Source organism: Enterococcus canintestini (assembly GCF_001885735.1).
GTDB lineage: Bacteria > Bacillota > Bacilli > Lactobacillales > Enterococcaceae > Enterococcus_C > Enterococcus_C canintestini.
This window is the reverse complement of record NZ_JXKG01000002.1, coordinates 285,066-300,231: the sequence shown is the minus strand read 5'-3', so window position 1 is coordinate 300,231 and position 15,166 is coordinate 285,066. Positions and strand designations below refer to the sequence as shown.

The window sequence follows — 15,166 nt, the reverse complement described above, 5'->3', positions numbered from 1 at the left end:
TAGGTCTAAAGACAATAATAAAAGAGTACGGTAGCACCCGTACTCTAAATCATTCAATCCTCGAATGGACCAAAATCATGCATACAAATTCCTCATAAAAATTGAAATGGAGCCTCGATATTTCAATTTTTATGAGGAATTTTTTTGTCAAAAAAATTGGAAAAGCGCGTATAAATAATTTCAGAATTGGTTGGTACGAAAACACTCCAATTGGTCGTGGGCAATATCTGAATTTTTTGCTAAACTTTAGCTCAATAAGAGAGGAGTAGGGTGATGACAAAAATAGCATTAACCATTGGTGGTTCAGATCCTTTTGCTGGTGGCGGTATTCAAACAGATTTAAGAACATTTAGTGATTATCATATGTTAGGAATGTCGGTTTTAACCTCTATCGTAACTTTAAAAGAAGATTGTCTATCAATTCATCCAATTGATACAGAAATATTTGCTGCACAATTAGAGACGATACAAAATATTTCTTTTGCTGCCATTAAAATTGGTCTAATTGCTAATCCGGCTTTCATTCCACTAATTGAAACGTTTTTAAAAGATCATCCAGATACACCTGTTGTACTAGATCCTGTTTTAGCCTTTAAAGAAGGGGACTTAGCACTTGAAAAAGCGATTGTAACTGGGATTCAAAAAAATCTGGCGCCTTTGGCTACTGTCATAACACCAAATTTAATTGAAGGACAAGCATTGCTGAAGCTTAAAAATAAAATAGCTACTTTAAAAGATATGCAAGTAGCTACAACTCGTTTACAAACAGATTTCAATACTGCGGTTTTACTGAAGGGTGGGAGCCGTTTAGCTGGAAAGTTTGCGGTTGATATATTCGCAACTACCACTGGCCAACTTAGTCATTTTACCAATAAAAAAATTGATAGCAAAACAATAAATGGGGCAGGTTGCAGTTTATCTTCTGCGATTGCCAGCGGACTGGCTGAAAACGATAAATTAGATGAAGTAATCAAAAACGCAAAAGATTACGTCTATCAGAGTATTCAAAATGGAGTAGTGGTAACAGACGAGTTTGGAAGTGTCTACTATGATCGTAAGTTTCAAAAAGTTGAAGGTACTCAGATTATTTCTAAAATAGGAGGAGAAACATGGAAATAAGAAAAATATCTCGTTATGCAATTTTATCTGCTTTGATTACGGCTGTTTCTTTATTTGTTGTCATTCCAATACCTGGTACTAATGGTATTGTGACTTTATGTGATGCTGGCATTGCTGTAACAGGTCTACTATTTGGACCTGTCGCTGGTCTTTTTGTCGGTGCAATCAGCGGGGGAATGATTGATCTATTAGCAGGCTATCCGCAATGGATTTTGTTCTCATTAATAATTCATGGGCTGCAAGGGTTTATATTTGGCTATTTTTTCCAACAAAAAAAAGCTCTTAAAATATTAGGCCTTATTTTGGGTGCTATCATTATGGTAGTTGGTTATGCCTTAGCAACGGCATTGCTTTATGGCTTTGGTGCAGGAATTGCCTCAATTCCAAGTAATCTTTTTCAAACAGGGTTTGGGATTATTGTTGCAATGCCATTAACAACAATGTTAAAAAAAGCTAGCGGGAAGCATTTAAAATTTAATCAATAAAAAAGTCAAAAACAAGTAGTTAGCAAGCTTAATTATAAGTGTTGTAATTATTTGTTTTTGAGCTTTTTTAGTTAACTTTAAAAACCAGACAGAATCTCAATTGAAATAAAAATAGCCAGAAGTTATCTTACATTGTTTGACTTCATTAATGGTAACATTTACATTTACTAAAACATTGTCATTAATTTATATTTAGAATTGTAAAAATTAACATAGAGCAAGTGTATAAATAAAAATTACATTTAACAGTTTTTAAATGCAGCAGTATATTTTGACAGGGAAGTGCAAAATAAAGTAAAAATAGCAGATATAATCATAATTTTTTTATTTTAGTTTACATAATATATATTATACGAAGTTAAATGAAGAATAGCGAAAGTCCAAATAGCTTAAAGGCCCTCTTTTTATTACATCGAACTTTCGCATGACAAAAATTATTTGTTGCTTATATTAGTTAACAGTTTTTGCTCTTTGATCCACGCTCGTTTAAATTCAGAAATTGTTTGATATCTGTACTGAGGATTTTTATGTACCGATTTTAAAAGTAACAAATATAACTCATATGGTAATGAAAAATTTTCAAAGTGAACTGGCACTAATTCATTATAATCATATATTTTAACGTACTGTTCGTTAGTGAATCTGCCAAATAAATTCATAAATAAAGCACCGGCTTTAAATACGTTTATTCTTGAATCGATTGGTTCATTTAAGAGATATTCTTCTGGCGATTTCATTCGTTGGCTTCCCCAAAAATCCTTTCCAACCTTATTGTATGTTGACATTTTTTGAAAAAGATCTATGTCACAAACTTTAAAATCATTCGTTTTAAAGTTATAGATGATGCTACTATCATAAAAATCAATTGCTGCATAATTTTTATTATCTACTTTTTCTAAAAATGATAAGATCTTATTTGAAAAAATAACCTTTTGTTCTACCGATAATTGTCTGAATTTTTCGTTTGGACTTATTATTTCAGGATTTTTAGCGTAAAAATCAAAATTCCAATGATCAAACAAACATTCACCGTCAAACCATTCAAAAATAGTTATGAATAATTCATTTTGATAAAAAGCATCAATTAAACTTATTAATTGAGGATCAGCTAATTGGTGATATTTTTCAACTGATTCATTGAGTATTTGAATAGCATTGGTTTTATCTACTTTCATGTTACAAGTCTGCAAACCTGCAATTTTTATAAAGAATTTTTTGTTGAGTTTGTTTTTAACACCAAAAGATATATTTCCCGAATCATTTTGGTCAAAAACCGCAAAAACTTCTCCTAATGAAGATAGAAAAGACAAGTCCGCACTTTCAGCTAGTTGAAAGTTAATGTTATTAATTTTTTGGTTAATTATTTTATTCAAAATGTTATCTCCTAATTATATTAGTCGATATTTCCACATTTTCGTAATTATTCCAAATCGACCGGTCAAAATAATTTAATAAACAGTATTTTATATCCCCCACCAGCTCCTCTCAAGCTTATAGTATTATAAAATAAACTTAGAAAGCAATTACATAATTAAAAAATAGTCTATTAATTATTAATATTTTACTTTTTATTCTGTAAAAATAGAAATATCTTTCAAAAATAAAAGCTGCTAACCATATGAGGATTAGCAGCTTTTATTTTAAACTTCTTTTAATTCAGGCATTACAGTTTTATCTTTATCTTTTCGCGCAATCGCAGGTAAAATCATACCTAGTAAGATTAAGACAATTGGTGTTAAGATGTTAGTTATTAATTGGAACCACCAAGCTTTTGGATTTGTTGCGTAATCCAATTTTGGTACCATTCCTAATACACAAGCAAAGGCTGTAAATGCAAAACACCAAGTACCAGCAATAAAGCCAAGTTTTGGATTTTTTAAGAATTTATATTCAGATTGATAGTTTTTCCACGCTTTATTTAACATCATATAAGCAAAGAATACCCATAAGTAACGCATCGGCATTACAACGGAGTTAAGGTTTGTCATCCATTTTACTAATTCATCAGTATTCCCAATTCCTAAAATCGGTAATAAAATGATAACACTAACTAAAATACCTGTTAATAAATACCCGTTTACCAATGTTCCTTTAGCTGAACGTTTACGCAACCAATTTGGAACAAACATTGGATCAGCATCAGCAAGTAAAATTTGTAACGGAGCATCAATTGAAAATGCCAAAGCAGAAATTTGACCAATTGTATTTGTTAGAGCGTAAATGATCATTAATAGGTTCCCGACACCATAATAATTCCCTAGTTGTTGGAAAGCACTATAAGCGCCGTTTCGCATTAAGTCAGCTGGAATATTATTACTTGCAAAAAGCATACCCATTGCTACAGAACCTAAAACAGCAGAGACCCCTACCATACCTGCTAATAAGAACATACCGCGCGGAAATTCTTTTGCGGGATTTTTTGTTTGGTTAACGTATGGTGAAATTTTTTCTGCTCCCCCTACGGCAAAAACTAGCATTGAAATTGTCGTAAAATAAGAGAAATCAAACTTTGGAATGTAGGTTTTAATATTGCCCATATCAGGAGTGGCAAAATGCATTCCTTTACTTACTGCCGGTGCGCCTACAGCTAATAAAATAAATAAAATCGACATTACAAACATCGCTGTACCGGCTAAACCACCGATAACTTTAAGTGTTGTCAAACCTTTTGTTGATAAGAATAAAAATAGCAAGAAAATAACTAAACTTATTAAAGCGATTGTCGTCATTGACATATTGGCAACCATATCACCATTACCTTGAACAGCCCAACCTAATGCAATTAAAATTGCTTGTGGTTTTTGCGCTAAATAAGGAATATGGACAACCCAATAAGTCCAAGCTGCATAATAAGCTAATCGTTTTGTTGACGTATTTTCAACCCAAGAGCTGACGCCACCTTTACTGCTTTTAAAAGTTGAGCCTAATTGGCCGACGATTAAAGCATAGGGAATAAAATAAAGTGCTAGAATAAGAATCCAAGAAGTTACAACTGAGATTCCTTGTTGGGCATAATTATTTACAACATTTCCTATACCCCAAACCATATTAAAAGCAATTAAGCCAACGGTGAACCACCGCATTTGTTTTTGATTTTGACTCATATGAAAACTCCTTTAAATAATAAATTGCAACTTCTATATCATAGTTATTTTTAAAAGAATCTTCAACTACTAAAATGCTGATTTTAGCACAGTTTCACTAACAATTAATAATATTTTCATTTAAAGGGCGAAAATTTATTGAAAACATTTTCAAAATAGGCTTAAATTACAAAATAACCATTAACTCTCTTTCATTATTTAGTGTTTAATGGTTATTAATCAAATTTAGCAATTTTATTATTTTTTGAAATTCTCAACTTTTTAATATCGTGCTATTTTGACAAAATTACTGTGTTCCCCACTTTTGTCCGCTCTCTTAATATAGTTTTTTCCTACTTGGATAATCTTTGTTTGATTATCAGTTAAAGCCATCTGGACTAATAGTTCAATTTTGCTGCTTTGTATAAGTGTTCTTAATTTCTTATTTAGATGGTCATACACTAAGCTTGTGTATCTCACCTTTTTCAAAATTTCTTCTAACATGCCGCTTACTCCTTTACTTTGCCAATATTTCTGCCATTAACATGGCAAGAATCGTCTTTTTTGTCATTTCAGAAGTAATTAGTTTTTCGTCGGCAAAACCTAAACGGTCATCTGTTAGCCACCATTTAGCCATCTCATGAGAAGTAAATGAAGTGAATTTTGCTCTACTTTGATGACGGATTACAGTTTCATTAAATGTAAGATCAAAGTAATAATAATTTGTCTGATCAAAATGAGTAGCCAATTCTGCAAGCATTTGACCATATATAGCGCGATTTAAAATTCCTTCAATCAAAACTACCGGATAGTGTTCGCGGCCAAATAAAGCGAGCTGTTTCTTTAATTCAACAGCTCGCTTTATTTGGCGTATCTTTTACATTTAGAATTTGACGGCGGATTTCATCTTGCCCAATTGTCATAATGGATCCTTGGGGTAAGGAATTTCGTAACATTTTTGCAATTGTTGTCTTACCACTGCCTGAATTTCCCCGTAAAATAATGAGTTTACGCATTGGGAATTACCTGCTGATTAAGGTTTAGCTCTTCTCTTAAAATACCGTACTTCACTGAATCCCAAAACTGTCCTTGCCAGTAGCGCACTTTCCGAATTTGCGCTTCCTTTTTCATACCAATTTTTTCACCTAAAGCCATCATTCTATTATTTCCAGACCAGGTTGTATAACCAACACGTGCAATCTTGGGATAAGTATAAAATAAATGTTTTATCCATAAATCACTTGCTTTACTTCCAATACCTTTATTCCAATTTTTAGGTTGATAAATTGCAATGCCAAATTCTAACCAGCGTTTTAATGAGCCATCTTCAAAATATGCTGTTACTACCCCTACCATCTCTTCTTCATAAAAAATCACACCGGCACTTTCGTCATTTAAAAAACGGCTGCCAAATCCTTCTTTATATTCTGGCCACGAAAGAATCGGATCATTAAAATAAGGTCCATCAAAGTCTTTCCACGTTAAATCTGCCGTAGGACCATAGCTTATTTCCCACAGATGTTGCAGTTCTTCTTCTGTTATATTTCGAATCGTAATGGGAGCTATTTCTGATTGTAGCTTCATATTCATTCTCCTTATAAGTAACTTTTAATTATTTATTTTAAATGTAGCATAGTTCAAATCATTATTGAAGAAAAGCTAGAGCCTCTTTAACCCTAGTTCAATAAATACAACCATCTTATTTCTTAAAGTCTTATAAAAGAAAAGTGAAATGACGTCTTCGTTCATTAGCAAAAAAATAAACCAGACTGAATAATTCAGCTGGTTTATTTTTTAACTGTCTAATTCTACAACACGATCGACAAAATCTTCATAAAATTCAGCTTCGTGAGAAACAACGACAATTGTTCCAGGAAAAGCAATTAACGCTGCTTGCAAATTTTCTTTAGAAGCTTGATCAATATGATTGGTAGGTTCATCCAAAAACAAGAAGTTACTTTTAGGTATCATCATTTCAGCTAATTTAACTTTCGTTTGTTCTCCCCCACTCAAATATTTCAATGATTCTTGAACGTGTTGACTCGTCAAGCCAGAACGGGATAAATACCGCCGTAGTTCTTTGTTGTTAATGGTTGGGTATTTATCACTTAAATACTGTAAAGGAGTGGCTAGTGGATTTTCCCAGGCTAATTCTTGTTCAAAATAATTCACTTTTGTATGTTGGGGAAAATGAAATTCACCGTCAACAGCTGGGATAATGCCCAATAGAGTTTTAATTAAGGTCGATTTGCCGATACCGTTGAATCCTCTTAAGGCAATTTTTTCACCAGCACGAATTGTTAAGTCAATTGGTGCAAGTAATGGTTTGTCATAACCAATCACAAGTTGTGTTGTTTCTAGTGCCAAAGTCGTTACAACGGGCGCATAAGTAAAGGTCACGTGAGGTTTTGGCGCGTCTGTTGGCGGAGTTAGGCGGTCGATTTTCGCCAATTGTTTTTCACGACTTTTCGCCATCGTTGAACGAGAGCCGGCTTTGTATTTACGGATATAGGCTTCTGTTTTTTTGATATGCTCTTGTTGGGCTTCATACTGGCGCATATAGGTTTCTTGTTGTAGATCTTTTAGCTTCAATGCGCGGTTTAGGTTGCCCGTGTATTTGGTTAATTTACCAAACTCGATATCAATGATATGCGTGGTAATCGCATCTAAAAAAGCTTGATCATGGGAAACAACAACAAAAGTTCCATCAAATTCTTGTAAAAATTGCGTCAACCACTGAATATGGTTGTCATCTAAATGATTGGTTGGTTCATCTAGTATTAGTAAGTCGGGTTTTTCTAATAGCATCTTGGCTAAAATAATTTTGGAGCGCTGTCCACCACTTAGATTTTTTAAAAGGCTATCCATTCCCAAAACATTAATTCCAAGTCCTGTGGCTAAATTATCAATTAATGTATCCATTTGATAAAAATTGCCTTGATCTAATTCGTTTTGCAAGCGCCCAGCTTGTTCTAATAAACGATCATCGAAACTTTCGCTGTATTCTTCATAGAGTTTAGCTATTTTTGTTTCTTTAGCAAAATCTTCTTTAAAAGCAGTTTGCATAAATTTTCGAATTGTTAAGTGTTCATCTACGCCAACATATTGGTCCAAATAGCCCAAACGTAAATTTTTCGGAAAGATAACTTGCCCGTCATTTGGCAATATTTCACCAGTAATAATTTTGATTAATGTACTTTTTCCAGCCCCATTGCGACCGATTAAACCAACGTGTTCACCGCGATTTACTTGAACTGAAACATCTTCATATAAAACTTTATCGCCGAACTGTTGGGTAATATTTTCTAAGCGTAACATGGTTAAATCCTCATTTCTCATAGTAAAAAGCGCCAGACAAAAATCATCCGCCGCTTTTTGTTTATATCCAGATGGTATAGGTTACAGCCTATCATGAAGCTTCTTACTTGTCAAAGACTGCCTCTAGATAACTTATAAAGTATCGTGAAGTTTAAATTTCTTCGTATCTGCGGAGGCTTTTTTTGCATCGTCTGCATAAAAAAGAAAATGTTCGCCTGAATCAAGATCAGTTGCAATCACTAGCCCCCGTCGTTTTAAATCCTTTGATTGTTCAATTTGCGCGGTACGTGCTAATTCTTTGGTATCAAAGTTAGAAGCAATGGCATTTCCTAGATTGAAAAAAACTGTTTCTTCCATCATGATCCCCTCCTTAGTTTCATTTTACCATGGAGGCTGTTTTTACTGATACTAATAAGAGTTACTTGCAATGTTGTAAATTTTAGTGATAATAAAAGCAGAGGTGAAAAAAATGAGCCAAATTAGTGAAACTGAATTAAAAGAACAATTAACAGCGATGGTGGAAAGTGTCCTTGCAGTAGCAGATTTACAAGAAGATGATATTTTTGTCTTAGGCTGTTCTACAAGTGAAATCATAGGTGGTGTTATTGGAAAAAATTCTAGCGCCACAGTCGGCCAATGGGTGGTCGAAACATTAAAAAATATTTTAGATCCTTTACACATTCATTTAGCCGTTCAAGGCTGTGAACACTTAAATCGTGCATTAGTAGTAGAACGTGACGTTGCAAAGAAAAATGGATTTGAAATCGTTGCGGTTAAACCGGCACTACATGCAGGAGGAGCTTGTTCTGTTGCAGCTTTTGAACAATTTGAACATCCGGTTGAAGTGGAACATATCGTCGCCCAAGCAGGAATCGATATTGGTGATACTTCTATTGGCATGCATGTGAAACATGTCCAAGTGCCTGTGCGACCTGTCGCTAATACTTTAGGTAGTGCGCACGTGACCGCTTTACGTTCAAGACCAAAATATATCGGTGGCCCACGGGCTGTTTATGAATAAAATTCTTCGCTAGAAAAAGATTTTCAACTTAAAAAATGCAGAACCAATCGCTTAAAAGGCGAATGCGTTCTGCATTTTTTATAGTTATTAATCTAATTCAACTTTTCCGGTATAAAGTTGATAATACATACCTTTTTGCGCTAATAATGCCTCGTGACTGCCGCGCTCAATAATCCGTCCGTGATCCAAAACCATAATCACATCCGCATTTTGAATAGTCGACAGACGGTGGGCAATGACAAAAACTGTCCGACCATGCATTAAACGATCCATACCTGACTGGACAATTCCTTCTGTACGGGTATCGATACTTGAAGTTGCTTCATCTAAAATCATCACCGGTGGATCAGCAATCGCTGCTCTAGCAATCGCTAGTAATTGCCGTTGGCCTTGGGAGAGACCTTCGCCATCGCCGGTAATCACAGTATCATATTTATCCGGTAGATGATTAATAAAGCCATCAGCATTGGCTAATTTTGCAGCAGCCAATACATCTTCATCACTTGCATCTAATTTACCAAAACGAATATTTTCGCGAATTGTACCAGTAAATAAATGCGTGTCTTGTAAAACAATCCCTAGTGAACGGCGTAAAGAATCTTTTTTGATTTTTTTAATATTAATTCCGTCATAACGAATCTTACCATCTTGAATATCATAAAATCGATTAATCAGATTGGTAATGGTCGTTTTACCTGCACCTGTAGCGCCAACAAAGGCTACTTTTTCACCAGGTTTCGCATAAAGATTAATATCATGTAAGACGATGTTATTGTCAACATAGCCAAAATCAACATCTTCAAAGACAACGTCACCCGTTAGTTCTGTGTAAGTGATGCTGCCGTCTTCATGAGGATGTTTCCATGCCCATAACCCAGTCCGTTCTTTTGTTTCTACTAATTGACCGTCAACTTTTTTAGCATTAACTAACGTTACATAGCCATCATCTTGTTCGGGCTTTTCATCAAGTAAGTTGAAAATACGACCAGCTCCAGCTAATGCCATAATAACAAAGTTAATTTGTTGTGATATTTGGCTAATCGGCCCATTTAACGAGCGGCTCAACTGTAAAAACGAAGCAATCATACCAACGGTCAGACCAGAAATACCATTAATCGCAAAAAGCCCACCAATAATTGCGACTAAAACATACTGCACATTTAAAAGATTCATCATAATTGGCATTAGCGTATTTGCATTGATATTCGCTTTAGTTGCACTTTCTTGTAGTTGGTCATTTAAAGTATCAAACTCTTCCATCACTTTTTTTTCATGGTTGAAGATTTTCACCACTTTTTGGCCGTGCATCATTTCTTCAATATAACCATTCACTTGGCCTAAATCTTTTTGTTGGGCACCAAAGAAGCGACCACTTTTTTTGGAGATAAAACGAATCACATTCATCATTAAAAAAACAGATATTAAGACAAAGCCGGTTAAGGGTAAACTGATCGTGAACATGGCAATGAAAACAGAAACAAATGTCACCATGGCCATCATCAAATTGGGGATACTTTGTGAAATCATTTGTCGCAATGTATCGGTATCATTGGTAAAGTGACTCATGATATCGCCATCAGAATTCGCATCGAAATACCGAATCGGTAAACTTTCTAAATGGGTAAACATTTGATCCCGTATTTTCTTTTGGGTGCCTTCACTTATTTTAACCATCATGAAGTTATATGTTAAAGAAGCAATGACTCCAACTAAGTAAATAAGCGCCATTTGTAAAATTGCTTGCAATAACCCGCTGAAATTTGGATGCGCTTGTCCAACAAGCGGTGTGATATATTGATCAATAACTACTTGTAAGAATAGTGAACCTTTAACATTGGCATAGGCACTTAATAAAATCATAATTAGAACTAAAACCAACTGGAGTTTGTATTCTTTAAACATTAAAGTCAACAATCGTTTCAGATTAGATCCAGTTGAACGCTTGACTATCGGTTTACTCATTTCCACTTTCACCAAATCCTTTCTGTTGCGATTGATAAACTTCTTGGTAAATTTGATTATTCGCTAGTAATTCTGCATGAGTACCAACACCATTTACTTTGCCATCATCTAAAACGACAATGCGGTCTGCATCTTGAATGGAGCTGATTCTTTGGGAGATAATTAGTGTTGTCATCCCCGGAATCGCTTTGGCTAAGCCTTCACGAATAGCCCGATCTGTTTTAGTATCGACTGCACTAGTAGAATCGTCTAAAATTAAAATTTTAGGTTTTTTAAGCAAGGCACGCGCAATCGTTAAACGTTGTTTTTGTCCACCAGAGACGTTATTACCACCTTGTGAGATTAAAGTATCGTATTTATCTGGAAATTCATTAATAAAACCATCAGCTTGGGCTATTTTACAAGCTTCGATTAGTTGCTCGTCAGTTGCAGTTTCATTCCCCCAACGCAAATTATCTTTAATAGTTCCAGTAAACAAAACATTATTTTGTAAAACCATACTTACTTGGTCACGTAACGTTGCCAGATCGTATTTTCTAACATCAACGCCACCAACCTTAACTGTACCGTCTGTCACATCATAAAGGCGGGGAATCAATTGCACGAGGGTTGATTTTGAACTACCCGTACCACCGATCAGTCCGATAACTTCACCGGATTTAATGGAAAGATTGATATGTTCTAAGGCTAATTTTTCCATATCGTCAGCATAACTAAAACAGACATCCTCAAAAGCAATCGACCCATCAGTCACTTCATATAAAGGTTTAGCGTCATTTTTTAAATCACTTTCTTCTGATAAAACTTCTGTAATTCGTTCAGCCGAAGAACGGGCAATTAAAATTTGAACAAAAGCCATTGACATCATCATCAAACTCATTAAAATTTGCATCGTATAATTGAACATACTAACTAGTTCGCCGGTTGTGAGGCTGCTTTTATCCACGATTAGTTGTGCGCCAAACCATGAAAGTAAAAGCATACACGTATAAACAGAAATTTGTAATAAGGGATTATTAAAAGCGACGATTCGTTGTGCTTTCGTGAAGTTTTTATAAACATCTGTCGATACTTCATCAAATACCTTTTCTTGCTGTTCTTCCCGCACATATGATTTAACAACACGAATTCCTTGCAAGTTTTCTTGTACCACGTTATTTAGCTTGTCATAAATACGAAAGACTTTCATAAATAAAGGGTGAGCAAAGTGAATGACAATTGCCAAGCCAATTGCTAAAAAGGGTAAAACCACTAAATAGATTAACATCAGTTGTGGATTGATGAGGCTAACCATGATTAGTGAAAAAATTAAAATTAAAGGGCTTCTGACCAGGATACGAATAATCATTTGATACGCATTTTGAACATTGGTTACGTCGGTGGTCAAACGGGTAATTAAACTTGAAGTAGAAAAGCGGTCAATATTTGAAAATGAAAAATCTTGAATTCGGCTAAATAAATTATGGCGTAAATTACGAGCAAAACCAGCCGATGCAATTGCCGCAGTCCTCCCTCCTAATGCACCAAAAATTAAAGCAATTAGCGCGCACAAAAAAAGGAGCGCTCCTAATTTCAAAATGACACTCGTATTACTTTTTTCAACACCTTGGTCAATCATCATCGCCATAATCAGCGGCATAATAACGTCAAGGGCAACTTCACCGGCGACAAAAACTGGTGTGAGTAAACTGTCTTTTTTGTACTGACCTACATTAGCCAATAGTTTTTTGATCATATCCTCCGTCCTTTCTTTTATTCTTAAAAATAGACACCAACCGCAAGCAGCGGTCAGTGCGTCTTTCTTTACTTTAACGGATATAAATCCGTCCTTCAAACAATAAGTTTCTCATTTTTCTCATTAAACAAAATACTTTTCGCCTATAAATTACAAAAAAGAAATTTTATAAGAATTATAAGTAACGGGAAATCAATTGAATTAAATCTTCTGGAAATGTTGTAAGATCACCAATATCTATGAAACGTTGGCTACCAAAAATATTTTTAATCGCTTCTTTATCGTCTCCGATAGCAGCTGCTAGATAAATAACGCCTTGGCGTTCAAATTCGTTCATGACAGTTTGAATATCGTTTTTAGCTTTATCTCCTGTATAGTCTGGTAGTGCCTTGGGCTGACCATCAGAGATATTGATTAATAATTTAGTCGTAGCATTTTCTGCAGCTAATTTTTGGCTTAAAAGACGTAACGGCACGCCATCACGGTTATTTTGACGTGGTTTCATGGTCACCAGTTTTGCCTCTAAGTAACGAAAATCATCTTCAAATTCTTTATATGAATAAATGGACGTCTTTTCACGAGAAGACAAATCGGCTGTATCGCCGTAAATCATTAAAGGAATTGACATTTTCTTGGCAAAACTTGCGACTGCTAACGCTGCTAGGCGGGCACTGTCAATCCGGTTATCTTTTAACATGGAGCCAGATTCGTCAATGCGTACTGCTAAAGCCAGAGAAGGCTTTTCATGAGGAGGTGTCTTTTTATCAAATGTCCGATAATCGCCATATGCAACGCGACTGGCATCAAAACGAGTGCCACTATACTTTCCTTTTCCATAAATCTCACTTTGTTCATTTTCTAAAATATCAGCAATCTTTTTGACTAAACGATCGACTACAGGCGTGATGCTCTGATTTAAAACAGCAGCTTCTTTCATATCTTGTTTGGTAAAAGTTGGCCGTTGTAAAATTAAGCCTTCTTTTTCATGAATTGTTCCTTTCATTGTCGCGCGAGCAGTTTTATTTAATTCTTTCCGCAACTCTTTTTCTTTTTTTTCATAAGCTTTAATGTCAACATTTTGCTCGCTTGAAATCCCTTCATCACTTTCTTTTCCTACGTGGCTTGCACCATCATGAGCAGCTTTTTCTCCTGCCATTTCCGCTTGTTTTTCATTGCTAGAATTTATTGATTGCTCTTTGGGAGATTGTCTGTCACTGGTAGAATCGCTAGTATCTAAAGAACCGTCTTTATCTTCAGTAGCAAGACTAGCTAAAACAGCTTCACTTTCAGCTTCTTCAGTTATATTACGCAAATCAGCCTCAGCAGCAGAAATTTTGCGTCCTTTAATATCTTTTAATGCTTCTGTAGGATTAGGATTAAGCGCTTCACGTAACAAAATTAGCAATTTACTATCATCCAGAGCCTCTTTTAATAAGGTTATTTCACTTGGTTCAGTGGTTAATTTATAAATGACTTTAGGATAAAGACTTTCAAAAATATCTTGCCCTTGCTTAAAGGTATTGACCCAGTAAAAATAAGATCGCATACCTGCCACACCTTTAATGGCATTAGCTTTTGCTGTTTCATCTAATAAGCGAATCACTTCAGCCATTTTGGTAGCGACGGCTAAATTAGTCACGCCAGTTTTAGCTACTGCTCGTTCTACCATTACTTCAAGAGCAGGTAAGTCCATCCGTTCTGCGTGTTGCATCCGGTCTCTTAAGGATTCATTTAAGGGACGGTTTCCTTGATAGTTGCGATTGGTAGTAATGACAATAACACAATCAGGGTGTCTTTTTATAACTCCTGTTGGTAAATTTAACATCCCGTTTGGTTCTAAAGCTGAATTTAAAGCGACCAAAACAGATGCATCGCGAATTACTGTGGGTTCTTGAATCTCTAATAAATAGCCTTTTTCGATTGCCCGCACAATTTCAGAAGGATAAAATTTATAATGCACCACTTCTTGTTCGTTACGATCAATGCGTTCAATTAGCTCTTTTAACCGAGTTTTTGCTTGCTCAATTGTAATACTATAATGTTGGGCAATTAATTTTAAGACAGCATCCAGACTGTCTGTTTGATAAATTGCTTCTAATAATTCGCCATCACTTTCATCATCTGTTGTTACTACCGGCAGTAATGCACCAAAAACATCTGATTTATCCATATCGGCAAAACAAGTTACTTTAGTATAGGGCAGTTGTAAGTCATAAGATAAAGCTTTTGCTAGCTGTGTTTTCCCTGAGCCGGCGTCTCCTTCCAATAGGACATTCATGATTTTCATTTCAGAATCATCCCAATTATTTTTAATTTCAGAAGCGACGCGTATTTCGACTTCACTTGTTTGGTGACTTTGTGGCTTTTGCCAAATCATTTGTTTTTCTAGACGGCTAAAGACGCGTGTGTTTGTGATTTCAAATGGCGTTAGCATAATCTCACC

Annotated in this window: 14 protein-coding genes; 3 read left to right on the top strand and 11 right to left on the bottom strand. The window is 35.1% G+C overall.

Translation table 11 applies throughout. From position 1 onward, the window contains the following. Positions 1–273 precede the first annotated feature (273 nt). The gene (locus RU96_RS02845; RefSeq protein ID WP_071864036.1) at positions 274–1,119 is read left to right on the top strand and encodes a hydroxymethylpyrimidine/phosphomethylpyrimidine kinase; all 846 of its coding nucleotides are present in this window, start codon (positions 274–276) and stop codon (positions 1,117–1,119) included. Then, positions 1,110–1,604 carry an ECF transporter S component gene (locus tag RU96_RS02840; RefSeq protein ID WP_071864035.1) on the top strand — a complete coding sequence of 165 codons (495 nt, stop codon included), beginning with the start codon at positions 1,110–1,112 and terminating at the stop codon, positions 1,602–1,604. The genes RU96_RS02845 and RU96_RS02840 overlap by 10 nt, the downstream gene beginning before the upstream one ends. A 434-nt stretch (positions 1,605–2,038) precedes the next feature. Here RU96_RS02840 and RU96_RS02835 read toward each other — a convergent pair whose 3' ends face one another. The 8 genes from RU96_RS02835 to RU96_RS02805 all read right to left on the bottom strand — a co-directional run bounded on the left by RU96_RS02835 (position 2,039) and on the right by RU96_RS02805 (position 8,365). Next, on the bottom strand, positions 2,039–2,977 hold the full coding sequence (locus RU96_RS02835) for a serine/threonine-protein kinase (protein WP_084035440.1): 939 nt from the start codon (positions 2,975–2,977) through the stop codon (positions 2,039–2,041). A 267-nt stretch (positions 2,978–3,244) separates the two neighbouring features. Then, positions 3,245–4,708, bottom strand: coding sequence for an APC family permease (locus RU96_RS02830; RefSeq protein WP_071864034.1), 1,464 nt, complete (start codon positions 4,706–4,708; stop codon positions 3,245–3,247). Between the two features lie 261 nt (positions 4,709–4,969). After that, on the bottom strand, positions 4,970–5,191 hold the full coding sequence (locus RU96_RS02825; RefSeq protein WP_071864033.1) for a DUF3781 domain-containing protein: 222 nt from the start codon (positions 5,189–5,191) through the stop codon (positions 4,970–4,972). A gap of 13 nt (positions 5,192–5,204) precedes the next feature. Then, positions 5,205–5,486 (bottom strand): P-loop NTPase family protein, encoded by a 282-nt coding sequence (locus RU96_RS13160; RefSeq protein WP_249024140.1) that lies wholly within the window; start codon positions 5,484–5,486, stop codon positions 5,205–5,207. A gap of 49 nt (positions 5,487–5,535) precedes the next feature. Next, entirely contained in the window at positions 5,536–5,703 is a 168-nt protein-coding gene (locus tag RU96_RS13155; protein WP_249024139.1) for a zeta toxin family protein, read from the bottom strand. Then, on the bottom strand, positions 5,696–6,271 hold the full coding sequence (locus RU96_RS02815; protein WP_379923994.1) for a GNAT family N-acetyltransferase: 576 nt from the start codon (positions 6,269–6,271) through the stop codon (positions 5,696–5,698). The genes RU96_RS13155 and RU96_RS02815 overlap by 8 nt, the downstream gene beginning before the upstream one ends. A gap of 210 nt (positions 6,272–6,481) precedes the next feature. Beyond that, on the bottom strand, positions 6,482–8,005 hold the full coding sequence (locus tag RU96_RS02810; protein ID WP_071864031.1) for an ABC-F family ATP-binding cassette domain-containing protein: 1,524 nt from the start codon (positions 8,003–8,005) through the stop codon (positions 6,482–6,484). 132 nt (positions 8,006–8,137) lie between these two features. Then, positions 8,138–8,365, bottom strand: coding sequence for a hypothetical protein (locus RU96_RS02805; protein WP_249024138.1), 228 nt, complete (start codon positions 8,363–8,365; stop codon positions 8,138–8,140). Between the two features lie 109 nt (positions 8,366–8,474). On the opposite strand from RU96_RS02805, the gene RU96_RS02800 reads away from it, so the two are divergent. Further along, positions 8,475–9,026: a TIGR01440 family protein gene (locus tag RU96_RS02800; RefSeq protein ID WP_071864029.1), complete on the top strand. Its 552-nt coding sequence runs from the start codon at positions 8,475–8,477 to the stop codon at positions 9,024–9,026. Positions 9,027–9,113: 87 nt separating this feature from the next. On the opposite strand, the gene RU96_RS02795 is transcribed toward RU96_RS02800, so the two are convergent. The 3 genes from RU96_RS02795 to RU96_RS02785 form a co-directional block, all read right to left on the bottom strand. Beyond that, on the bottom strand, positions 9,114–10,988 hold the full coding sequence (locus RU96_RS02795) for an ABC transporter ATP-binding protein (RefSeq protein WP_180708191.1): 1,875 nt from the start codon (positions 10,986–10,988) through the stop codon (positions 9,114–9,116). Then, complete coding sequence (locus RU96_RS02790; RefSeq protein ID WP_071864027.1) at positions 10,981–12,723, bottom strand: ABC transporter ATP-binding protein; 1,743 nt, start codon at positions 12,721–12,723, stop codon at positions 10,981–10,983. Before RU96_RS02790 ends, RU96_RS02795 begins: the two co-directional genes overlap by 8 nt. Positions 12,724–12,898: 175 nt before the next feature. Then, entirely contained in the window at positions 12,899–15,157 is a 2,259-nt protein-coding gene (locus RU96_RS02785; protein WP_071864026.1) for an AAA family ATPase, read from the bottom strand. Between the last annotated feature and the right edge of the window lie 9 nt (positions 15,158–15,166).

What these genes read in the sequence shown, in the direction of transcription:
- RU96_RS02845 (WP_071864036.1), top strand. Translation starts at nt 274, where the DNA reads ATGACAAAAATAGCATTAACCATTGGTGGTTCAGATCCTTTTGCTGGT.
- RU96_RS02840 (WP_071864035.1), top strand. Translation starts at nt 1,110, where the DNA reads ATGGAAATAAGAAAAATATCTCGTTATGCAATTTTATCTGCTTTGATT.
- RU96_RS02830 (WP_071864034.1), bottom strand. Translation starts at nt 4,708, where the DNA reads ATGAGTCAAAATCAAAAACAAATGCGGTGGTTCACCGTTGGCTTAATT.
- RU96_RS02825 (WP_071864033.1), bottom strand. Translation starts at nt 5,191, where the DNA reads ATGTTAGAAGAAATTTTGAAAAAGGTGAGATACACAAGCTTAGTGTAT.
- RU96_RS13155 (WP_249024139.1), bottom strand. Translation starts at nt 5,703, where the DNA reads ATGCGTAAACTCATTATTTTACGGGGAAATTCAGGCAGTGGTAAGACA.
- RU96_RS02815 (WP_379923994.1), bottom strand. Translation starts at nt 6,271, where the DNA reads ATGAAGCTACAATCAGAAATAGCTCCCATTACGATTCGAAATATAACA.
- RU96_RS02810 (WP_071864031.1), bottom strand. Translation starts at nt 8,005, where the DNA reads ATGTTACGCTTAGAAAATATTACCCAACAGTTCGGCGATAAAGTTTTA.
- RU96_RS02805 (WP_249024138.1), bottom strand. Translation starts at nt 8,365, where the DNA reads ATGATGGAAGAAACAGTTTTTTTCAATCTAGGAAATGCCATTGCTTCT.
- RU96_RS02800 (WP_071864029.1), top strand. Translation starts at nt 8,475, where the DNA reads ATGAGCCAAATTAGTGAAACTGAATTAAAAGAACAATTAACAGCGATG.
- RU96_RS02795 (WP_180708191.1), bottom strand. Translation starts at nt 10,988, where the DNA reads ATGAGTAAACCGATAGTCAAGCGTTCAACTGGATCTAATCTGAAACGA.
- RU96_RS02790 (WP_071864027.1), bottom strand. Translation starts at nt 12,723, where the DNA reads ATGATCAAAAAACTATTGGCTAATGTAGGTCAGTACAAAAAAGACAGT.
- RU96_RS02785 (WP_071864026.1), bottom strand. Translation starts at nt 15,157, where the DNA reads ATGCTAACGCCATTTGAAATCACAAACACACGCGTCTTTAGCCGTCTA.